The sequence below is a fragment of the Janthinobacterium sp. TND4EL3 genome, assembly GCF_900156175.1.
GTDB lineage: Bacteria > Pseudomonadota > Gammaproteobacteria > Burkholderiales > Burkholderiaceae_D > Janthinobacterium.
This window is the reverse complement of the sequence record NZ_FTMV01000008.1, coordinates 44,007-65,723: the sequence shown is the minus strand read 5'-3', so window position 1 is coordinate 65,723 and position 21,717 is coordinate 44,007. Positions and strand designations below refer to the sequence as shown.

Below are 21,717 nucleotides of genomic sequence, written 5' to 3'. Positions count from 1 at the left end.
GGCGCCTTGAGGAAAGCCAGGGGTGCAGCATCAGGGAATGGCGACGTCGTGGCGCTTGCCCAGTTTTTTCAATTCGCCGCTATCGCTCAGAGCGCTGAATTCCTGGTCGAACTGCAGGCGCAGCTTGTCGAAGGCGGGCGAACGGGGAAAGGCGAAATAGCCATTCTGCACGTCTATGACCTTGGGCAAGGGCTTCACCTGGCGCCCATAGCCGAGGCGAACGATGACGGGATCGGTATTGCGGCGGTTGCTGACGAACACGTCGACATGATTGTGGACCAGCATCTTCAAGCCGTTTTCCACCGTGTTGGCCACGCTGACGTGCAAGCCGGGCCGCACGCGCTCCCACTCGGCGCCATACGCCCAGCCATTGAGCAGCACCACCCGGCGGCCTTTCAGCACGCTGTAATCGCCATCCCAGCCGAAACTGGCGTCCTGGCGCGTATAAAACACCATCTGGTCCTGGTAGAACGGCTTGTCGGCGAACGCCATGCTCGCCATGCGTTCCGGCGTCTTGTAGGGGCCGATCAGGATATCGGCCTGGCCCTGCACCAGCATGGCTTGCGCACGTGCCCAGGGCACCATGCGAAAACGCACGGTATTGCCCGTGCGCGCCGCCATCAGGCGCAGCAGTTCCGCGCCCAGGCCGCCAAATTCGCCGCTGTCCTGGTACTCGAAGACGTGCTCGAACTGCGCGCCCACGGCCAGCAGCTCGCGCGCCTGCGCCGCCAGGGGCATGGCCAGCGCCGGCCACAGCAGCGCCAGGGCCAGCAGGCGCCGCCCCGCTCCGCTCATCAGCCGACGATGCGCAAGGAGTAATCGGTGGCCCGCACGTCCTTGGTCAGGCTGCCGATCGAAATGCGGTCCACGCCCGTCTCGGCGATGGCGCGCACGGTATCGACGTTGATGCCGCCCGACGCTTCGAGCAAGGCGCGTCCTGCCGTCAGTTGCACGGCGTCGCGCATCATGTCGTTGCTGAAGTTATCGAGCAGCACCGAGACGGCGCCCGCATCCAGCGCTTCCTGCAATTGCGCCAGGGTTTCCACCTCGATCTGCACGGGCACGCCCGCGTCGAGGTTGCGCGCGTTTTCCAGGGCCTGGCTGACGCCGCCCGCGGCCGCGATATGGTTTTCCTTGATCAGGATGCCATCGTACAGGGCCAGGCGCTGGTTCTTGCCGCCGCCCACGCGCACCGCATACTTTTGCGCCAGGCGCAGGCCGGGCAGGGTCTTGCGCGTGTCCAGGATGGACGCTTTCGTGCCGGCGACCACATCCACGTACTGGCGCGTGGCCGTGGCCACGGCCGACAGCAGCTGCAGGAAATTGAGGGCGCTGCGCTCGGCCGTCAGCAGGGCGCGTGCCGGCGCCTCGATCGTGCAGACGACGCTGTCGGCCGTCATCATGTCGCCTTCGGCGTAATGCCAGGCAATGTCGATGCTGCGGTCCAGGCTTTTCATGATGCCTTCGAACCACGGCGCGCCGCACAGCACGGCTGCTTCGCGCACGATGACACGGGCCGTGACGATATGGTCGGGCGGCACCAGCTCGCCCGTCAGGTCGCACTGGCCCACGTCTTCCAGCAAGGCGGCCAGCAGATTGCCCTCGAACGCGCGCGCCAGAGCGGGGTCAAAGGGAGCGAAAGAATTAACGAGGGTACTCATGCTGGACCGATTCCTTGGAACAATGTGGTTTCTTTTGCCAGGTCCGCGCCCGGCTTGAGGCCCGCCTTTTTCGCGGCGGCGAAGTCGAGCATGCGGTTGATCGAGCGCACGGCCAGCTGGCCGACGGCGGGATCGACGTGGATTTCGTTATGCATGTTTTCCAGCGTTTGCGCCAGGTTCAGCAAGCCGTTCATGGCCATCCACGGGCAGTGCGCGCAGCTCTTGCAGGTGGCGCTATTGCCGGCCGTGGGCGCTTCGATGAAACGCTTGCCCGGCGCGGCCGCGCGCATCTTGTGCAGGATGCCGTTGTCGGTGGCGACAATAAACGTGTCCGTGTCCATGGTTTGCGCTGCCGCAATCATTTGCGACGTCGAACCAACCATGTCGGCCAGGGCCACCACGTTGGCGGGCGATTCCGGGTGCACGAGCACCTTGGCTTGCGGATACTCTTCCTTGAGCAGATCGAGTTCGATGCCCTTGAATTCGTCGTGCACGAGGCAGGAACCCTGCCACAGCAGCATGTCGGCGCCTGTTTCCTTCTGGATGTAGGACCCCAGGTGCTTGTCCGGCGCCCACAGGATTTTCTTGCCCTGCGCATGCAGGTGGGCCACGATGTCGAGGCCGATGGACGACGTCACCATCCAGTCGGCGCGCGCCTTGACGGCCGCGCTGGTGTTGGCATACACCACCACCGTGCGGTCCGGATGGGCGTCGCAGAAGGCCGTGAATTCGTCCACGGGGCAGCCCAGGTCGAGCGAACAGGTCGCGTCGAGGTCGGGCATCAATACCGTTTTTTCGGGACTGAGGATCTTGGCCGTTTCGCCCATGAAGCGCACGCCGGCCACGACGAGGGTCTTGGCCGGATGGTCGCGCCCGAAGCGGGCCATTTCCAGGGAGTCGGAGACGCAGCCGCCCGTGGCTTCGGCCAGGTCTTGCAGGTCAGCATCAACGTAATAGTGGGCAACGAGCACGGCTTCGCGCTCGATCAGCAGGCGCTTGATGCGCGTGATCAGTTCGGCTTTCTCGGCCGGGGACGGCGTCGCTGGCGTGCGTGCCCAGGCATGGGCAGTGCAACTGGCTCCGTCTTGCGGGTGTTCATACTCGACGGATTTGATGGCTAAAGTTTGCATGGCTGTGTCAAACAAAAACGGGATAGACCGGCACGATTGCAATGAAGCAGGTGCGCCGGAACGAATGGACCGCGGCGCGTCGGTGTGGTGCTGGGTGGCTGGCTAGCTGGCCCTGTCATGTCGGATTACGCTCCGCTAATCCGACCTACCCAACTGACCGCTTGCATTTGACGTAGGTCGGATTAGCGCACAGCGCGTAATCCGACCCAACGTGAGCGTACCAATTAATCGATACCCTGGCTCTTCAAATAGTCTTCGTAGTTGCCGCGGTAATCGACCACTTCATCTTCCTTGATTTCGATGATGCGGTTGGCCAGCGAGGACACGAATTCGCGGTCATGCGACACGAAGATCAGGGTGCCCGCGTATTTTTCCAGCGCGATGTTCAAGGATTCGATCGATTCCATGTCCATGTGGTTGGTCGGTTCATCGAGCATCAGCACGTTGTGGCGGCCCAGCATCAGCTTGCCGTACATCATGCGGCCCTTTTCACCACCGGACAGCACCTTGACGGCCTTTTTCACGTCGTCGCCGCCGAACAGCAAACGGCCCAGGATGGAGCGCACGGCCTGATCGTCGTCGCCCTCTTTCGTCCACTGGCCGATCCAGTCGGTCAGGTTCGTATCCTTGGCGAAATCTTCCGTCGGGTCTTGCGGCATGTAGCCCACGTTGGCGTTTTCCGCCCACTTCACGCGGCCCTGGTCCGGCTGCAGGCCGGCGATGTCGCCCGCGATGCAGCGCAGCATGGTGGTCTTGCCGGCGCCGTTGGCGCCGATGATGGCGATGCGCTCGCCCGCCTCGACCATGATGCTGAAGTTCTTGAACAGCTGGCGGTCAAAGCCTTTCGAGATATTCTCGACTTCCACGGCCAGGCGGTGCAATTTCTTTTCGCCGTCGAAACGCACGAAGGGATAGGCGCGCGACGATGGCTTGATGTCATCGACCTTGATCTTTTCGATCTGCTTGGCGCGCGACGTGGCCTGGCGGGCCTTGGATTTGTTCGCGGCGAAGCGGCGCACGAATTCTTGCAATTCCGCAACCTTGTCTTTCGCTTTCGCGTTGTTGGCCAGCTGCTGGTTGCGCGCCTGGGTCGAGGCGAACATGTATTCGTCGTAATTGCCCGGATAAATCTTCAGGGTGCCGTAGTCCATGTCGGCCACGTGGGTGCAGACCTGGTTCAGGAAGTGGCGATCATGGGAAATGATGATCATGGTGGAGTTGCGCTCGTTGAGCACGTCTTCCAGCCAGCGGATCGTGTTGATGTCCAGGTTATTCGTCGGCTCGTCGAGCAGCAGGATGTCCGGGTTCGAGAACAGCGCCTGCGCCAGCAGCACGCGCAGCTTCCAGCCTGGCGAGACATTGCTCATCGGGCCTTGATGCAGGTCAATGGCGACGCCGGCGCCCAGCAGCAGTTCGCCGGCGCGCGATTCGGCCGTGTAGCCGTCGTATTCCGAGACCTTGCCTTCCAGCTCGGCCGCCTTCATGTAGTCTTCGTCCGTCGCTTCCAGGTTCGCGTAGATGGCGTCGCGTTCCTGCATCGCGGCCCACATTTCCGTGTGGCCCATCATGACGACGTCGAGCACGCGCATGTCTTCAAACGCAAACTGGTCCTGACGCAGCTTGCCCAGGCGCTCGTTGGTATCGAGCATGACGTTGCCGCCCGACGGGTCCAGGTCGCCGCCCAGGATCTTCATGAACGTCGACTTGCCGCAGCCGTTCGCGCCGATCAAACCATAGCGGTTGCCGTCGCCGAACTTGACGGAGATATTCTCAAACAATGGCTTGGCGCCAAACTGCATCGTAATGTTAGCTGTAGAAAGCATTAGTGAGGTCTTTATCCAGTGAAAACAGGTAGTTAGGTACTTTTCTCCCATTATACAGCACCCACCCTCTTCCACTCTATAGTGGCCCGGCAAGGACAGGCGCAGCCACTGCGGCAAAATACAGGGTGGCTGATGGCAAGAAAATATGATTGCCGCATTTCCATTTAACGGATACGCTGCGTGCCTCCCGTTTCCACTCTTTACTGCACAGGCATCACTTGAAAAAAATCACCATCGCCGCCGCCTTGGCCGCCATCGCCGCCACCGCCTATGCCTCGCCCTACTATGCCTTGCGCCAGATCAAGACCGCCCTGGCCGAGCGCAACGCCGACGCCCTGGCCGCGCACGTGGACTTCCCCGCCCTGCGCGCCAGCGTCAAGACCCAGCTCGAAGCGAGCATGGCGCGCAGCATCGAAGCGACTGCCGGCAGCGGCAATCCGCTGGCCGCCCTGGGACAGTCGATCGCCAGCGCCATGCTGGGCAAGATGGTCGATACCATGGTCTCGCCCGCCGGCGTCGTCGCCCTCGTCAACAAGAGCGCCGTCAGCCCGCAGGCAGATGCGGACGCGGATGCGCCGGCCGATGGCGCCCGAAAAAAAGCCGAATATTCCGCAGGCTATGCCGGCGTGAACACCTTCATCGTACGGGCGAAGGACGGCAAGGCGCAGGATGGCGCACTGGTCCTGCAGCGCCATGGCCTGTGGGACTGGAAACTGAGTTCGATCGAAATCGCGACGGCGCTCGCGGGACGCTAGCGGCCAGCGAGCGGCAGCCTGCTGGGCTGCCTTGCCCGCCGCCCTCAATCAAAAGGTCATCGGCAGCCTGACCGAGATGGACACATCGGGCGTATCGCGCGTCAGACCGGCACCCACCGACACGTTCAAGGTCCTGTCCTTGCTAAGGCGATACGAAAAACCCATCAGCAAGGTACCGAGCTGGGTGCGCACGGAGCCGGGCACGGTCAAGCCATTTTGACGCGTGCGTCCAACGCTGCTGTGATCGTAGCCCAGGCTGAGCGAGGCCTTTTCATTCAGCGCCAGGCCGATGCCAAAATTGACGCCGAAAATTTTCCCCGGTTCGATGGTGCCCAGCGGTTCGCGCACGCCATTGAGCACCAGGCGGCTGACATCAGTGCGCTTGAAGCTGTGCAGGTAGCTGATGCTGCCAAAGAATACGGCGGGATCGGAGGGAAACAGCCAGGTCAGGCTGGGCTGCAGGGAATAGAAACCGGAGCCGGTGGGCAAGTCTAGCGGCAAGCCCGTGCCTGTCGCATTCTCGCCCACGCAGCGCTGCGTACAGTCCGTGACGACCTGGAACGGATCGCGTCCGGTGCGCGACTTGAAGCGCAGGCCAGCCACATAATATGGCTTGTCGGCGCCACCATTGTTCAGTTGATAACGGGCCGCCACCTCGATATCGCCCAGGGCGCGCCCGCTGGTGTCGAACACCCGCTCCGAAGCCGTGCCGGTAAACAGTTCGCGGCTGACGGTGGCATCCGAGCGATAGACGTACGGCACCCTGGCTTCGACTTCCAGGCGGTTGCTCAAGCCGGTACGCACGGCCAGCGCACCGGTCAGGGTATTGCGCTTGACCTCGCGCACATCGATCAGGCCGATCAACAAGGCGGGAATAATGGTGTAACCGACCAGGGCGACCCTGTTGCTTGAAGAGTAACCGAATTGCATCGAGGGTTCCAGCACGTATGCCCCCTTGGGCGTCAGCACCCCGGGTTGCTCGAACAGCGGCGCCACTTCAGGCGGCCGGACGGGCGGGCTTGGCGCCAGCCCCACCGGCTGCGGCGCTGGCGGCGGCGCCTGCGGCGCGGACCCGCCGTCCTGGACCTCCGCCAGCGTCAGATATGCACTGCGCAAACCCGTCCCCCGCTGCCTGGCCAGGCGGCTGTTGTCGAGAGGTTCGGTGCCCTGCAGCACATCGATGCGGCGCTGCTGCTCATGCATCGATGCACGCAACGCCTCCAGCAGGTGCCGCTGTTCGGCCAGTTGCGCTTTCAGGCTGTCCAGCTGCGCTGCCAGATCGTCCTGGCCGGCGCCGGCTGTTTGCTGGGCCTGAACGGCGGCACACAGCAACATAGCAGATACACCCGCCGTACCAAATCGCACTAAGTAAAGATGCCGCATAGTCTCTCCCGATGACAAGCCCTGCCTATCAGTAGCCAACCCTGGCAGCAATACAACAACGGCCCGGTGCTACTGCACGATGCCGCCCGGCGTATCCAGGCGGCTTGCTGCAAACCCTATTTGGGACCCGCCACCGTGCCCAGCGCATTTTGCAAGGTGTCCTGAAAGTTCGCCAGCTTCAGCAATTGAAGACTGTTCACGCTGCCATTGACGATCGTCTGGGTACGCAAGACCTGGTCATTCAAGCTATTCTGGATCACGGTGGCCGCCATCGTTTGCGCCATCGGGCTTGGCGAAAAGACATTGCCGACGCCGTTCTGCAAGACATTCATCGACGCGATGGCCGTACGCGCCAGGCTCGCCTCCTCGACGCTCAGGTGCGCCACGTCGGCAATCGTGAACGCCACGCTGGACACCACGCTGCCATTGATGCTGACCAGGCGCTCTATCCCGAATGACAGGCTCAAGCCGCCTGGCACATCGAAGCCGCCCCGTGCCTGCTCCAGCGTTTCCTCGCTGACCGCCGTCCATCCCGCCGCCGGCGGCTCGGCGCCGACATTCTGCGCGGCAACAAGCAGACCCGCGAGACTGGCCGCAATCAACCGCTCTTTCGCGTGCATACATCCTCCAGCGTGGCGTTTGACCGCCATTAGAAATTTCCACCGTCATTCTTCGGCATGGTGAGTTGATCGAGGCCGCTGCGGCTGATCGCCTGTCCCAATGGCGCTTGCGGCGCCGCGCGCCAGTCATCCGCATCGTTGAAGCGGGCCGCCTGCATTGCCTCGCCGGCCGCGGCGGGAACCGGAGCGGCCGTCGTCGCGCGTCCATGGATCACAAACAGCAAATGGCCCTGCCAGATCGTCTCGAAACCGGCACGCGCCATGGCGCGCGTGCCGCCGGCAGGATCGCCGATCAGCACGCGGCTCTGGCTCAGCCCCTTGACCACGACAAAATGCCGGTAGCCTTTTTCGGCCACCAGCACGATGGCGGGAAAGCCCGCCTCAGCCAACTTATCCAGCGGCAACTGAAACCCGTCGGCCAGAAAGCCACGGCTTGCAAGAAAACGCTTGATATCGAGCAAGGAAAATCCCTCCTTGCGAATCTTTTGCTGATCACCTTGCTTATACATTTGCTCAAAAACAAACTCTTCCGTCACAGGATAGTCGTAGTGATGGGTCAGCAGGGTGGCCACTGCGGCGGAGCCACAACTGAAGTCGTATTGCTGGTGCAAGGTACGCTGGAAACGGGCCTCGCGCATGCTGACAACGGGCACCTCGAAGCGCGCGCTGCCGAAGGCGCCGATCTCGGCCGCGCAAGCGCCCGGGGATGCCAGGCCGCCAAGCAAGGGCAGGCACAGCATGAACCGCGGAAATGTGCCGAGTGTGGCCATGCCTAGCGCAACTGCAAATTGATGATGGTGGCGTTCTGGATCAGCACATTGGCGCCCGAGTTCTGAATCACGATCGGAATGCCGGAAGCGTTGGCAAACGCGGCGCCATCGATCGTGTTGGCCCCCGTGCTGACGTAGCTGGCCGAGTTGCCGGTGACAAAGCCGCTCAGGCGCGCTTCATTGGTAATCGTATCGGTACCGCCACGCGCCTGCGCCAGCGCGGATTCGCCAGCGGCCCGGCCAAGGCCCCCGGCAAAGGTCCCATCCGCCGTCAGCGGCATCAGCGCCGTCAGCGTAGTGGGCGGAGCAACAATAATCGGCAGACTCAACTCTGGCCCGGCAAGCAAGGGCAGCGGCCTTGCTTGCTGTGCAGCCATGACAGCGGTGGCAAGACAGGCCAGGCTGGCACAGCATATCGAATGAAAAAAAAGGCGCATGCTCATCCCCTTGTTCATGACTTGCGATGCTCCGCCGCGACATTGCCACGGCGGAGCCTGACACTAAGCAGCCGCTCGCCTAGTGGCCCACTGCCAGATTGGCCTGCACCGTCACACTTTGCTGTATCAGCGAAGAAATGCCGCTGTTCTGGCTGATGACCAGCAAACCTGCCGCCGACTGCGCGGTACCGCTCATGGTGTTGGACATGTCGAAGGCGCCTGCATTGACGGCCACCGCACCGCCGGCACCGCCCGTGCCGCCAGCGCCGGCACCGCCGGTTGCCGCGCCGCCCGTGTTGGTGCCACCGCTACCGGCCGCGCCGCCGCTATTGCTGCCGCCGCCGGCACCGCCAGCACCGCCAGCACCGGCCATGGCACTGCCGTTCGAGGGCGAGCCATTGCTTGCGCTGCCATTGCTCGAACTGCCGCCAGCCGCACCTGCACCACCCGTGTTTTGCGCCATCCCGCTGCTGCCGCCATTGCCGCCCGCAGCAGCAGCGGCGCCGTTGCCGCCAGTGCTGCTGCCACCCGCACCGGCGCCACCTGCGCCACCGGCACCGCCAGTTGCCGCAGCCCCGGCGCCGCCCATGCTCGTCAAGGCAGCGCCAGCGCCGCCAGCACCGGAGGCGCCAGCCCCGCCTGCAGCCCCGGCACCCGCCGTATTGGTGCCACCGGCACCGCCGGCACCGCCCGTCGCCGTACCACCGCTGGAGGTGGATACGCCGCCACCCGCATTCCTGGCTACGCTACCGGCGCTGCCGCTGCCGCCAGAGCCGCCAGCGGCGCTGCGGCTATTGCCACCGTCGCCGCCCGGACCGCCGATGGCTTTGCCGCCATCACCGCCGTTGCCGCCTGTCGTGCGTCCAGTATTGCCGCCAGCGCCGCCGCTGGCATCGCCTGCCAGGCCGCCCTTGCCGCCGTTGCCGCCATAGACATCGCCGCCGGCCGCGCCACGGCCACCCGCACCGCCCTTGCCGCCAGCACCAGCGTCGCCGCTGCTGGCATTCTTGGCCAGTCCGCCTGCGCCACCTGCCCCGGCCGTGCTGTCGCCGACCGTCGCAGCGCCATTGATGGCACTGCCATTCCTGGCGTTGCCCCCTTGCGCGCCCGATGCGCCGTCGCCACCGGCCGCCGCGCCGCCCGAGCCGCCCTTGCCGTAGGCATCGCCTCCCTGTGCGCTGCCGCCGATGCCGCCCTTGCCTGCGCCGCCGGCGGTATTGCCGTTGTTGGTGGCGACATTGCCGATGTTACTCACCATGTTGCCCGACACCGCGCCACTCAGGGTGCTCGCTGCCGTCGCCGTCGATGTATTGAAGGCATTTGCCACGTTACTCGTGCTGGTGCCGCCATTATTTGCCGCGGATGCGCCCAGCGCCGTGGCTTTCGCGTTGCCGCTGCTATTGTTTTGCCCCGTGCTCTTGTCGTTATTCTGGTCCGAGTTATTGTCTTGCGAGGCAGTGGAATGCCCGTTCGCCCCAGGTCCTGAGCCGGACTGTGTCGTGGCGTTGCTCGCGGTCTGGGTATTGTTACCCTTGACATCGTCGACCTTGGTCGACCCGCTGTTCTGGGCATGAGCGCTGAAACCGAAGGCCAGCGCTACCGCTGCCGCGATGAGAGATTTTTTCATTGCAGTTTCCTCTTTAAAAGTTAATCAGGATGCTGGCACCAGACTGAAGCGTCGGGTCCACAGCTTCACTGCAAATTTGGTGCCAGTAATAAAAAAATTGGCCAAGTCATTGAATTACAAGACCTTATTCGAAGCTCTCCGGTTTGCATGGCTATCCTCTAGGAAACTTGGCAAACAAAACACGAAAAATTGTCACCACCGTGCGCCACCCGCTTGCCATCTCCAGCTTGCAACACCAGCGATATCTACGCAGAATCAATCACTTACAAGACGCCATGCCCATTTTTGCGACTGCCTCAATCCTGTGACACCGTCACGGCTGCGACGATCCGCACGCAGGGCAAAGGACTTGCCCTGGGCGCCAGAGTCAACATTCAATGTTGAGCCTTTTGATCATCCGGTACAGCGTCATGCGCGACACGCCCAGGTCGCGCGCGGCCTTGCTGATATTGCCGCCAGCACTGGCCAGGCAAGCCTGTACAGCTTCGCGGTCCGCGCGCCAGCGAATACCGTCGAGTGCAACATCGGCACCTGACTCGTCGGCAACAGACAAGCCCAGGTCTTGCGGCATGATCGCCCGGCCTTCCGCCATCACCATGGCGCGTCGCACCCGGTTGATCAATTCGCGCACATTGCCCGGCCAGGCATGATTGCAAATCGCTTCGACGGCGGCGTTGCTGAAGCCTTTCACCATCGGCGCCCGCTCCGACGCATAGGTGGAAAAAAAGTGGTTTGCCAATAACATCAAGTCTTCCTTGCGTTCGCGCAAAGGAGGGACATCGAGCGCCAGCACGTTGAGCCGGTAGTACAAATCCTCGCGGAACCTGCCCTGCTGCACTGCCTCCAGCAAATTGACATGCGAGGCGGCAATGACGCGCAAGTCAACGGCGGTGCTATGCGTGGCGCCGACACGGTAGATCGTCTTTTCCTGCAAGAAGCGCAGCAAATTGGTTTGCAGGGGGAGGGGCAAGTCGCCTATCTCGTCAAAAAATACCGTGCCGCCGGCCGCCGACTCGATCAAGCCCCGCTTGTCGCGCGTGGCTCCCGTGAATGCGCCCCGCTCATGGCCAAACAGCTCCGATTGCGCCAGGCCGGCCGGAATCGCGCCACAGTTAATGGGCACAAAGGGGCCCGCCGCCCGCGCGGAATGGACATGGATGGCTTGCGCTGTCAGCTCCTTGCCACTACCCGACTCGCCCCAGATCAGCACCGGTGCGCTGGCCCCGGCGACCTTGAGGATCTGGCTCCGCAAACGGCCAATGGCGACACCGCCGCCCTTGAGCGCCATATCAGGCTGTTCCAGCGCGCACAGCGGCGCATGCGGCAGTTCGCGCAAAGTGGCATAGCCGTAGGCATGGCCCAGGGTATGCCGCAGCCGCAGCATGTCGACAGGCAAAGTGTGGTAATCATGGCAATGGTCGCGGACCAGGCGCCGGCATGCGGCCATCTGCAAGGCGCGTGGCGGAAAAATGCCCACCCATTGCATATCCCAGTGCTGATGCAAGAAACTGTCGAGTTCTCCCAGCCCGTCGAACGAAGAAATCAGTACCCCGACAGGAAAGGAGTGCGCGCGCAACGCACGTGCCGCGGCTGCCAGGCCCGACACGGTGCAGACTTGCCACCCGTCCCACGCAGTACCAAACTGCCGCATGCCTGCCCCATGCAGCAAACCGTTGCCACTCACATCAATACACAATAACAGTCGTTTCAACATCCAGCCTCCAAATGTACTGTGATCATCAGATAACATCGCGCCACCGCGTCCCGCAAGGAGAGGCACCCTGCGGGACAGTGAATGGAAGCATTAACAATCAATGACTTAAGGATTGGCAATGAGAGACGAGCGATGAAACAGCTCTCAGGCAGGGTAGCGAGATATGCGTATATGTGTGACAATCTTATTGATGCATATCACTGTGGCACTAAAAAAAACTTTTCTTTTGTAGCGAGTTTGTATGTTCTGCCACACTGTTGTTTCTCATAGCTAACAAAGGTACGGCTAAGCCGTTTGGCGTCGCTTTTTTCACGGAAGACGCCCCTCCACTAGATTCCATGCTGACAAAACATGCTATTACGCTGACCATCGCCGCTTGCCTCTCCAACACGGGCCTGGCTGCCGGCCCCCTTGATCAAGCCGAGCGCAGCCACTCCATCGCCGCGCGCATGCAGGCGGAAACGTCGAAGGCCGCCGATCCGGACGCTCCCGCGCCGCTGCCCGTGCCCAGCGATATCTCGCTGGCCGAACTGGCGCGCCGCCTGGCGCTGGGCCAGGCGCACAGCGCCGAAAAGCACCTCAGCAGCGCGCTCGACCCGGCCGCGCTGACGGCCCTGGCGCAGCAGATGGGTTGCCGCGATATTGTCGGCGTACAACCGTTCGGCTTCCCGCTGGATCAGACGCAGCCCACCGTCCTGAGCGGCGCCCACCTGCTGGCCCGCTGCCCGGACCGGGCCTACGTGACGATCACGGCCATGTCGATGGCGGGCAAGACGGGCAAGCGCGCCACCCTCGACCCGCAGGCGTTCAGGCACACGGTCGATGGCAGGCCGGCGCGGCGCCTGTATTACAAGGCGCCCAGCGGCCGCCAGAAGGAAACGCTGACCTTTGTCGACGGCGATTATGTCTATGCACTTGAATACTGGTCGCTCGATGACAGCCAGCAAAGCGCCATGGTCGGCACTCGCCGCATGGAAACATTGACGTTGCCGCAACAAGCCGGGCAAAAATAAGCGAAATACTGTATATTCATACAGTTATTGACTATTTCCTGTCCGCCATGCCTGCACGCCCGCACGACGCCTTGCCCTACACCATTTCCATCAGCGCCACGATCGACGCGGAAGTCGAGCAAACCCTCCTCGACGGCCTGAACGCCTATAACGATGCCATCACCGGCTATAGCGACAGGCAGGTATTGAGCGTGGTCGTGCGCGACCGCGACAGCCAGCGCGTGCTGGGCGGCGCCATGGGCCGGACCTCGCTGGGTTTGCTGTTTCTCGATTTGTTGTATTTGCCCGCCGCCTTGCGGGGGCTGGGCCTGGGCAGCCAGGTACTGGCGCAGTTCGAAGAGGAAGGACGCCGGCGCGGCTGCGCCTCGGCGGTGCTGTACACCATCAGTTTCCAGGCGCCCGAATTTTACGCGCGTCGCGGCTGGCGCCGCTTCGGCGACATCGCCTGCAGCCCGGAAGGGACGAGCAGGGTCTTCATGAGCAAGACCCTGTAGCCGATCACCGGCTGCTTACATGCCCAGCGACTTGAGCAGGTCGGCGTTGTCGTCGTCTTCCGCTTCCGCCGCAGGCGCCGGGGCGGCGTCGCGTTCGCGGTTCGCGTATTCGCCTTCCATCAGCGAGTCGGCGTCGACTTCGCGCGAATCGAAATCGTGCAGCTTGATGAACTCGGTACGGTCGATCGCCAGTTCCAGGTAGAAAATGTTGTTCTTTTCTGTATAGAAAGTGACGCGGCGCATTTCCGGGCGGTCCAGCGGCGTATCGACGCTGAGCATCACCTGCTTGTTCAGCACCAGCATCTTCGGCTGGCTCTGGGTGATATTCGTCTGCAGTTCGCGCCGCACCTTGCCCGTGAAGTCGCCGACGATCTGGTTCATCAGCTCGCCCATGATATTCGACACTTCGTCCGAGGTGTAGAAACTGGCCAGTTCCGACTTCGGCATACCCATGTGCAACATGTAGCGCTCGTAGATTTCCATCGCCGTATCGGCGGCGAAGTTGAGCACCACGAGGCCCGTGAAACCGCCATCGAACATGACGAAACAGCCGATGTCCGGCTTCAGGCCCGTCTTGGTGATGCGCTGCACCATGCCGGAATAATTGACCTTGCTTTGCGTTGCCACGTTGAGCACCCGGACCACCGAGTTGCACAAACTCATCAACAAATCTTCTGTACCGTACACAACATCCTTTTCTGCATCCATGAGCAACCTCTCCTACTATTTTAAAGATGACAGCACTGTTCCCTGCCCGCCGCGCGCCGAAAGACGAACGTTTCGCTCCGCTGGCGGACGACTTCACCTTTGCATGCCTGACCTTGCCTGGCAGGGCGCCGCGTCGCCGCCGGCGCCAGCCGCCCTCTTACTTTTTTCTGTATAGAAATAAGTATCAGATGCGCAGAATACCGAGATGTAACATTTCCGTCCAGCCATACCTGCATTTACTTGACGATCTGTGCGGAAATGCCATACCTCGCGGCCGGCCCGGCTTGCGGCTCGCCTTGCAGGCGAAACACTTGCACGGCCTGCGACAGCTGCGCCGCCTGGTCCTGCATGGCATTGGCCGCGGCCGCCGCCTGCTCGACCAGGGCCGCGTTTTGCTGCGTCACCTGGTCCATCTGGCTGATGGCTTCATTCACCTGTTCGATGCCGACGCGCTGCTCTTCGCTCGCGTCCGTGATGTCGCCGATGATGGCGCTCAGGCGCTGCACGCTGCCGACCACGTCCTGCATGGTGGCGCCGGCCTGGTCGACGAGCTTGCTGCCCGCGCCCACCTTGTCCACGGAATCGTCGATCAGGCCCTTGATTTCCCTGGCGGCCTGGCTGGACCGCTGGGCCAGGTTGCGCACTTCCGTGGCCACGACGGCAAAGCCGCGCCCCTGCTCCCCGGCGCGCGCCGCTTCCACGGCCGCATTCAGGGCCAATATATTGGTCTGGAAGGCGATGCCGTCGATGACGCCGATGATGTCGGCAATCTTGCGCGAAGAATCATTGATCGAGCCCATGGTCTGCACCACCTCGGCAACCACCGCGCCGCCACGGACGGCCACGGCGGACGCGGACGCCGCCAGCGAGCGCGCCGCCAGCGCATTGTCCGCGTTCTGCTTGACGGCCGCCGTCAGCTCTTCCATCGACGAGGCCGTTTCTTCCAGCGAACTGGCCTGCTGCTCCGTGCGCGACGACAGGTCCATATTGCCGGCTGCGATCTGCCCCGATGCCGTGGCGATCGTCTCCGTGCCGCCGCGCACCTCGCCCACGATGCGCACCAGCGACGCATTCATGTCGCGCAGGGCGGCCATCAATTCCCCCGTCTCATCGCGCGAACGCACGACGATGCGGCTGCCCAGGTCGCCTTGCGCCACGCGCTGGGCCAGCGCCACGGCTTCACCGAGCGGCACGGTGATATTACGCGTCAACAAGATGGCCAGCACCGCCGCCAGCAGGACGGCGACGGCGCCCCCGCCCAGCAGCACCGCCGTGGTGCGCGACTTCAGGGCGGCGGCCTCGGCGGCGCGCTGGGTCAGCAGCATACTTTCCGTCTTGCCCACGTCCGCCAGCAAGGCGCGCATCGCATCCATGCCCGCCTTGCCCTTGCCGGCCTGCTCGGCCGCCACGACCGCGTCGAGGCTGCCATCGGCGGCCGCCGCGCGGCGCAGGGCGATCACGGGGTCGATGGCGCTCGCCTGCCACTGCCGCTGCGTGCGTTCCAGCACCGCCAGGCGCTCCTGCTGCGTTGGATTATCGGCCGTCAGGGCGCGGATCCTCCGCAGATGTTCGCCAAAGCTGCGCTGGCCCGCCAGCAGCGGCTCGAGCGAGCCATCCTTGCCCGTCAGGGCAAAGCCCCGCTGGCCCGTTTCGATATTGATCAGGCTTTCCAGCAGGCCGCTGGCCTCGCCCAGCACTTCATAGGTATGGATATTCACGCCATTCGCCTCGCCCAGCCGCGACAGATTCGTTTGCGCGGAGGCGACCAGTATCGCCAGCAAGGCGACGACGGCGCCAAAGGCCAGGTACAGGCGGGTGCCGATCTTTAAGTTGGACCATGCGTTGGACAATGCCATAGTGAGTCTCCATTCGGGTGGCGCAGGATGAGAATGTTGTCCAGGACAAACATCGGAGCGTCATCATAGCGATAAAAATGGAAACATTAGTTGCTTTTAGTCTACAATTTATACCTTTCCGTCTCTTTGTTGCCCCATGGATCTGTTGTCTGCCTTGTTGCTGCGCCTGGACTTTTCCGCCGACACCTTCTTCGAGGGAGCGTTCTGCGGCAGCAACCATTTCCCTGCCCAAGCCGGCACGGGCCACCTGCACCTGGTGCGGCAGGGACCGGCGACCTTCATCCATGCCGATGGCACGCGGCTGCTGGCCGATGCGCCCTCGCTGGTGTTCTACCCGCGCCCGCTGGCGCATGGGCTGGACACGGGCGGCGGCACGGCACGGCTGCTGTGCGCCACCGTCCGCCTGGCCGGCGGCGACGATGCCGTGATCGACAGCCTGCCGCCCTGGCTGCACATTCCGCTGGCACAACTGCCGGCCATGGCCGGCGTGCTCGAGCTGCTGTTCGACGAAGCGCAGCACGGCGGACTGGGGCGCAAACTGGTGCTGGACCGCCTGTGCGACGTGCTGATCGTCCAGCTGCTGCGCCATGCGCTGGCCAGCGGGCTGATATCGGCGCCGCGCCTGTTCGGCCTGGCCGACGCCGCCCTCGCCAAGGCCCTGGCGGCCATGCACGAGCATCCCGGGCGCCACTGGACGGTGGCGTCGCTGGCGACCCTGTGCGGCATGTCGCGCAGCCGCTTCGCGCGCCAGTTCCATGCGGTGCTCGGCTGCCCGCCCGCCGCCTACCTGACGGGGCAGCGCATGCTGCGGGCCCAGGCGCTGCTCAGGCAAGGCAGGCTGGTGCAGGACGTCGCGCTGGAAGTGGGCTATGGCAGCCAGCCCGCCTTCACGCGCGCCTTCCGCGCCAGCCTCGGGCAGTCGCCGCGCGACTGGCTGGCGCAGGCGGACCGGGCCGGGTCCCCGCCCTCCTCAGCGGGCGGCGGCTAGAAACCGGACGGGCGCATGACGGCGTATGCGGGCAGGCCTTGCGTGCGGCCCTTGTTGCGGCCTTGCCCGTGCCCCTAGAATAGTGATTTATATCAAACATATCCGAGACGGCCGCCGGCGGCGCCGTCACGCGCAATGCAGGGAAAGACGACGATACCGATGAATACACTTGTTGAGCTGGTCACAGAGGAAATGACGGCGGCCATCCACGCCTGGTTCGATGAAAGGCTGCAACGCACGGACCTGGAGCAATCAGTCAGGCGCACGACCTTGCAAGCAGGCATCTTCAACGACTTGATGCTCGACTACAAGCCGGGCCGCCCGATGGCCGACGATCTCGACCTGGGCCTCGATAACGACGACGCGTCCCGTTTCAGGACGGCGGCGCGCCTAGACGACGCGCACATGCGCGACGCCGTCGTGCCGCGGCTGACGGCAGTCGTGCAAGCCCGCCTGACGCCGCTGGCGGACACGCCGATGATCGATTACCGCTTCACCTGCCGCGGCAAGTTCCAGACGGCGCAGGGCAAGCTGCACCTGACCTTGCTGGAGTACGTCAACGGGGATAAGCGCGAGGCCTTGCTGGACAACATACACGCGTACATCGGGCAAAAGCTCACGCAGGGCAAGCATCCGACGAAGCCGCTGGAAACCTTCTTCCTGGCGCGCCACCTGCTCGACCCGCAGCTGTTCCCCCAGCTCGACGTGGCCTGGACCATCGCCCAGTACGACCGCATCCAGGCCTTGAACAAGTCCCGGCCGGACGCCTTGGCCGAGCACCGCGCCGACATCCTCCGCGCCATCACGCAATGGGCGGAAAACGTTTACCTGCCGCAATTCTATGACCGCGCGCTGTCCGCCTACCGCGCCACCGAATACACGCTGAAAGCGGGCGCGGCGCTTGACAAGCAGGCGCTGGCGCCCATCGACCTGCTGCTGTACGGCGCCGTGCTGATCTTGCGCCACGAACCGAGCTACGCCAAGTCGAAGGGCCTGAAATTCCTGGACATCGCGCGCGAACTGGGCAGCGAACGGGCCGTGCGCATGCTCGCGGAAGGCAGCGGCAGCTTTCCCGATGCCGACATCCGCCTGAACAATGCGCTGCTCGAATGCCGCGCCAACGACGTGTTTGCCACGATCAGCATCACGATTGCCCGGGAAGAGGAAGCGGCGTATGCGCAGGCGCTGGCCTTCATCACGCATTTGCTCGACAAGGGCTTCCCGAAAAGCTGCCAGATCAAGCTCAAGTCCAGGGTCAAGGAATACTTGCCCATCAAGGGACTGGCGAAATCCGATACGCACCGCTTCTTTGCCAACGCCCTCGCCTATGCTGGCCTGCAGCCGCAGCTGGAAGCGTATGCGCGCGCCGCCATCCTGCAATTCGAATTCTATGCGGACACGGAAGGCGAAAAGAATTGCATGCCCGGCAGCTACGCCACGTTCGGGCTGGGCTTGCTCGACGCCCGTTATTTCCCGCTGGTGCAGCACTACATGGCCAACGTCGACGAGGAACATCAGAGCGTGCAGGACCAGTTCACGGCCGCCTTTGCCGAACAACATGGCGTGACGCGCGACTCCGCTCCCGTGCTGGCGGCATGCCTGCGCGCGTGCACGGACAATGCCAAGGTAAAAATCCAGGCCGAACTGGACGAAGTGGAGAAGCTGGAACTGTTCTGCCAGCAGCTGCAGGGACTGGACGGCTATCTGGTCGAGCACATGCTGTACCCGGTCTGGGGCAAGCTGGAAAAACTGGCGGCCCTGGCGCGCAAGGCGCAAGGCCGGCGCAAGGAGCTGCTGCTGGCCCTGCTGGAAGCGGCCAGCAGGGCGGACGCCTAATGTGTGCAACGTTATGACTTTCACCATCTATAATGCGGGCGCTGAAGTTGCTATAAAGCATCTTTTTTGCGCCTGACATCGTATCGTGGAGAACAGACATGCATCAAACACAACAAACATCGCGCACCCTCGTGCTGGCGGCAACCGTTGCCGCCGCCGTGGCGCTGGCCCAGCCCGCCGTTGCCGCCGATACCGCCGTGGCACTGGCGCCCGTCGACGTGGCCAAGCTCTACATCAAGACCATCATCAACCACGATGAAGCGGGCGTCGCCCAGCTCAATGCCTACCTGCGCCCCACGCGCCTGGCCGGCCAGCAATCGGCCGAGTACGCGTCGTACAGCGGCTTGAAGGAGGCGGATGCAAAATTCCCGAAAGAAACCGGCAAGCTGATCGCCGACCTGTTCCCCGCCGCCATGCGCGCGGCCGTGACGCCGGCTGCCGAACAGCTGGCCGCGAACGTCGTCGCCGCCAAGGATGGCGCCGCGTGCCAGACCACGAAGGCCGACCCCGTGACGGTGGCAAACGGCATCCAGACGGTCGTCGTCAGCTTCGAATGCCAGCTCGTCAAGGTGCCCGTGACATGGGCGCCTGCCGCCCAGCAGCTGGCCAAGAGCGGCTGCAAGGCCGAAGAATGCGCGGCCGGCCTGCAAAAGATCGCCGCCACCTACACGAGCTCGCCGAAGCAGACGTGGCGCGCCGTGTTTGCCCTCAGCCGCGAGAAAGACTCGGAAGCGTGGCGCAACGATTTCGCGCGCGAAACCTTCGATGAAATCTGGGAATACCTGTAATCCCGGCGTCGTTTAGAATGGCGGGATGGACAAATTGACACCGGCACCACAGCCCGCGGGCCTGGCCTTGCTGCGCTTGATCGCCCCCGGCCATGTGGAAGGCGCGGTGGTCGCGCAAGCGCTGGCGCAAGACTTGCCTGCCCTGCACGGCAAGCAATTGCTGGCGCTGCTGCGCCGGCTGCGTGCCACCCAATCGAATCAGCAGGACTATGCGGGCGCCAGCCCGGCGCAGGCCGAGCAGCAGTTCGGCGCCGCCATCGCCGCCGTCAAGGCGGAACTGGCCACGCGTCCGCACATCCCCAACAAGCAGGAAGCGAAGGCCCTGCGCCAGGCGGCGGCAAAGAAGCGCTGAACGGGCCTGCGGTGCGCGGGCGGGCGAGGCCCTCCTCCTATAATCGGTGACGATACATTATTTCCCGCACTGAAAGGATTCCCCATGCCCACACGCTTTTCCCGCCACCTGGCCGGCTGCGCCATCCTCGCCATCTCCAGCCTGGCCGCCATGCAGGCGGCCCATGCCCTGGAGACGGGGCCCATCGACGCGCGCGCCGTGTGGCAGGAACGCTCGCTGTCGGCTTGCCGCAGCGAACAATCCCGCACTGCCCCCGACGTCTGCCTGCTGCGCACCATGCAGCGCTCGGGCGCGCACCCGCAAGCCATCGCCGCCGCCAAAATGCTGGTGAAGGCCGACAAGGCCGGCTTCATTTCCGCCTGGCGCCCGCTGGGCAAGGCGGCCCTGGCCACCGTCACCTATCCGTTTCGCGCCAACACGAATGAAGGCAGCCTGCTGATCGGCAGCGATGGCGCCGCCATCGACGTCGACGAGGATTCCGTGCGCGAGGAAGACCGGGCCACGCCAGCCTGGCGCGCGTTTGCCGCCGCCCACCCGGACGCCGTGCCATTCGCCCCCGCCGACTTCGTCGGCAGCACGGCGACCGCCGATGGCGGCCAGAGCGTGCTGTTTTCCACGCCCCTGAAGAGCTGTCATGCCTGCGCCGGCGACGGCGCCCTGCTCGTTGCCTATACTATCGACCAGGCGGGGATCGTGCGCGAGCGCAAGCTATTGACGATCAGGTAATGCTGCTCCAAAGATAAGATAGAATTGCTTGGTGGCATGTCTATACGAGTACATGCCATCTATCCAACCTATTTATCACGGGAAAACATGCGCCGCTCTTGCCTTGCTCTGCACCTCACCGCCGCCCTGCTGCTGTCCAGCCCCTTCCACCTCGCCACGGCCGCGCCGGCCGCCGCCGCGACTTCCGGCGCGGCCACGCCGCTCGTCATCGGCGAAAGTTTCACCATCGACTCGCAAGCGCTGAAGGAACAGCGCCACATCAATGTGTACATGGCGCGCGCCTGGGACACGCCGCCCGACGCGCCCCTGCCCGTGCTGTACATGCCCGATGGCGGCATCCAGGAAGATTTCCTGCACGTGGCCGGCTTGCTGCAGGTGTCGGTAGCCAACGGCACGATGCGCCCGTTCATGCTGGTCGGCATGCAAAACACGCAGCGCCGGCGCGACCTGACGGGGCCGACCGATAATGCGCAAGACCGCAAGATCGCGCCCGTCGTGGGCGGTGCGCCAGCCTACCGGGCCTTCATCCGCGACGAACTGATGCCGGAAGTCAAGCGCCGCTACCGCACGACGGGCGAGACGGCCATCGTCGGCGAATCGCTGGCTGGCCTGTTCGTGGTGGAAACGTATCTGCTGGAACCGCAGCTGTTCGACCATTACCTGGCCTTCGACCCCAGCCTGTGGTGGAACGGCGGCGCCCTGCCGCGCCAGGCGCCGTCCCTGCTGGCGAAAGGCGCGCCGGGCAAGCGCAGCCTGTACCTGGCGTCGAGCGGCGAAGCGGGCATCGCCGTGGAAGTGCAGCGCCTGGCCGACGTGCTGGCAACGCAGGCGCCGACCGGCTTGCAGTGGCACCAGGAAAAGATGCCGGCCGAAACCCATGGCACGATCTACCACCCGGCCGCCTTGAAAGCGTTCCGCGCCGTATTCAAGCCGCAGGCAGCGGCCGGCCAGTAAAACATGGACAAACTGTAATCTTGCGCCAGCCTCGGGCGCGGGATCGGACGAGTAAAATCGGCTGCCCTTTACCGGCAGCCTT

General features: G+C 63.7%; 21 protein-coding genes. 9 read left to right on the top strand and 12 right to left on the bottom strand.

What is annotated here, in order from left to right; genetic code table 11:
• Positions 1-30 precede the first annotated feature (30 nt).
• The 4 genes from BXA07_RS14025 to BXA07_RS14010 all read right to left on the bottom strand — a co-directional run bounded on the left by BXA07_RS14025 (position 31) and on the right by BXA07_RS14010 (position 4,614).
• A complete protein-coding gene (locus BXA07_RS14025) occupies positions 31-795 on the bottom strand; it encodes a substrate-binding periplasmic protein (RefSeq protein ID WP_076568524.1) in 765 nt (254 codons plus the stop codon).
• The gene (gene nadC, locus BXA07_RS14020; RefSeq protein ID WP_076568523.1) at positions 795-1,661 is read right to left on the bottom strand and encodes a carboxylating nicotinate-nucleotide diphosphorylase; all 867 of its coding nucleotides are present in this window, start codon (positions 1,659-1,661) and stop codon (positions 795-797) included. Before nadC ends, BXA07_RS14025 begins: the two co-directional genes overlap by 1 nt.
• Complete coding sequence (gene nadA / locus BXA07_RS14015; RefSeq protein ID WP_070218383.1) at positions 1,658-2,791, bottom strand: quinolinate synthase NadA; 1,134 nt, start codon at positions 2,789-2,791, stop codon at positions 1,658-1,660. Before nadA ends, nadC begins: the two co-directional genes overlap by 4 nt.
• A gap of 224 nt (positions 2,792-3,015) precedes the next feature.
• Complete coding sequence (locus BXA07_RS14010; protein ID WP_076568522.1) at positions 3,016-4,614, bottom strand: ABC-F family ATPase; 1,599 nt, start codon at positions 4,612-4,614, stop codon at positions 3,016-3,018.
• Positions 4,615-4,832: 218 nt separating this feature from the next.
• Between BXA07_RS14010 and BXA07_RS14005 the strand changes: the two genes are divergently transcribed.
• Positions 4,833-5,369 (top strand): DUF2939 domain-containing protein, encoded by a 537-nt coding sequence (locus tag BXA07_RS14005; RefSeq protein WP_076568521.1) that lies wholly within the window; start codon positions 4,833-4,835, stop codon positions 5,367-5,369.
• A 48-nt stretch (positions 5,370-5,417) separates the two neighbouring features.
• Here BXA07_RS14005 and BXA07_RS14000 read toward each other — a convergent pair whose 3' ends face one another.
• From BXA07_RS14000 to BXA07_RS13975, 6 genes are all read right to left on the bottom strand, one after another.
• The gene (locus tag BXA07_RS14000; protein WP_076568520.1) at positions 5,418-6,704 is read right to left on the bottom strand and encodes a coiled-coil domain-containing protein; all 1,287 of its coding nucleotides are present in this window, start codon (positions 6,702-6,704) and stop codon (positions 5,418-5,420) included.
• 164 nt (positions 6,705-6,868) lie between these two features.
• Positions 6,869-7,372 (bottom strand): hypothetical protein, encoded by a 504-nt coding sequence (locus BXA07_RS13995; protein ID WP_076568519.1) that lies wholly within the window; start codon positions 7,370-7,372, stop codon positions 6,869-6,871.
• 29 nt (positions 7,373-7,401) lie between these two features.
• Positions 7,402-8,112, bottom strand: coding sequence for a C39 family peptidase (locus BXA07_RS13990; protein ID WP_083708277.1), 711 nt, complete (start codon positions 8,110-8,112; stop codon positions 7,402-7,404).
• A 32-nt stretch (positions 8,113-8,144) separates the two neighbouring features.
• Entirely contained in the window at positions 8,145-8,597 is a 453-nt protein-coding gene (locus BXA07_RS30185; RefSeq protein ID WP_139335571.1) for a hypothetical protein, read from the bottom strand.
• A 61-nt stretch (positions 8,598-8,658) separates the two neighbouring features.
• Positions 8,659-10,206: a hypothetical protein gene (locus tag BXA07_RS30805; protein WP_076568517.1), complete on the bottom strand. Its 1,548-nt coding sequence runs from the start codon at positions 10,204-10,206 to the stop codon at positions 8,659-8,661.
• Between the two features lie 367 nt (positions 10,207-10,573).
• Positions 10,574-11,956, bottom strand: coding sequence for a sigma-54 dependent transcriptional regulator (locus BXA07_RS13975; RefSeq protein ID WP_244556274.1), 1,383 nt, complete (start codon positions 11,954-11,956; stop codon positions 10,574-10,576).
• A gap of 302 nt (positions 11,957-12,258) precedes the next feature.
• Here BXA07_RS13975 and BXA07_RS13970 point away from each other — a divergent pair, with 302 nt between their 5' ends.
• Together BXA07_RS13970 and BXA07_RS13965 are read left to right on the top strand one after the other, a co-directional pair.
• Entirely contained in the window at positions 12,259-12,933 is a 675-nt protein-coding gene (locus BXA07_RS13970) for a hypothetical protein (protein WP_076568516.1), read from the top strand.
• A 47-nt stretch (positions 12,934-12,980) separates the two neighbouring features.
• Positions 12,981-13,427 (top strand): GNAT family N-acetyltransferase, encoded by a 447-nt coding sequence (locus BXA07_RS13965; RefSeq protein WP_076568515.1) that lies wholly within the window; start codon positions 12,981-12,983, stop codon positions 13,425-13,427.
• 15 nt (positions 13,428-13,442) lie between these two features.
• On the opposite strand, the gene BXA07_RS13960 is transcribed toward BXA07_RS13965, so the two are convergent.
• Positions 13,443-14,135 carry a DUF3334 family protein gene (locus BXA07_RS13960; RefSeq protein ID WP_076568514.1) on the bottom strand — a complete coding sequence of 231 codons (693 nt, stop codon included), beginning with the start codon at positions 14,133-14,135 and terminating at the stop codon, positions 13,443-13,445.
• 236 nt (positions 14,136-14,371) lie between these two features.
• Complete coding sequence (locus BXA07_RS13955; protein WP_076568513.1) at positions 14,372-15,991, bottom strand: methyl-accepting chemotaxis protein; 1,620 nt, start codon at positions 15,989-15,991, stop codon at positions 14,372-14,374.
• 136 nt (positions 15,992-16,127) lie between these two features.
• Here BXA07_RS13955 and BXA07_RS13950 point away from each other — a divergent pair, with 136 nt between their 5' ends.
• From BXA07_RS13950 to BXA07_RS13925, 6 genes are all read left to right on the top strand, one after another.
• Positions 16,128-16,979, top strand: a complete 852-nt coding sequence (locus BXA07_RS13950) for a helix-turn-helix transcriptional regulator (protein ID WP_076568512.1) — start codon at positions 16,128-16,130, stop codon at positions 16,977-16,979.
• Positions 16,980-17,138: 159 nt separating this feature from the next.
• On the top strand, positions 17,139-18,815 hold the full coding sequence (locus tag BXA07_RS13945) for a DUF6138 family protein (RefSeq protein WP_076568511.1): 1,677 nt from the start codon (positions 17,139-17,141) through the stop codon (positions 18,813-18,815).
• 98 nt (positions 18,816-18,913) lie between these two features.
• The gene (locus tag BXA07_RS13940) at positions 18,914-19,603 is read left to right on the top strand and encodes a hypothetical protein (protein ID WP_076568510.1); all 690 of its coding nucleotides are present in this window, start codon (positions 18,914-18,916) and stop codon (positions 19,601-19,603) included.
• Positions 19,604-19,628: 25 nt separating this feature from the next.
• The gene (locus BXA07_RS13935) at positions 19,629-19,955 is read left to right on the top strand and encodes a hypothetical protein (protein WP_076568509.1); all 327 of its coding nucleotides are present in this window, start codon (positions 19,629-19,631) and stop codon (positions 19,953-19,955) included.
• Between the two features lie 84 nt (positions 19,956-20,039).
• Complete coding sequence (locus BXA07_RS13930) at positions 20,040-20,681, top strand: hypothetical protein (protein ID WP_076568508.1); 642 nt, start codon at positions 20,040-20,042, stop codon at positions 20,679-20,681.
• A gap of 87 nt (positions 20,682-20,768) precedes the next feature.
• A complete protein-coding gene (locus BXA07_RS13925; protein ID WP_083708234.1) occupies positions 20,769-21,635 on the top strand; it encodes an alpha/beta hydrolase in 867 nt (288 codons plus the stop codon).
• Positions 21,636-21,717: the final 82 nt, after the last annotated feature.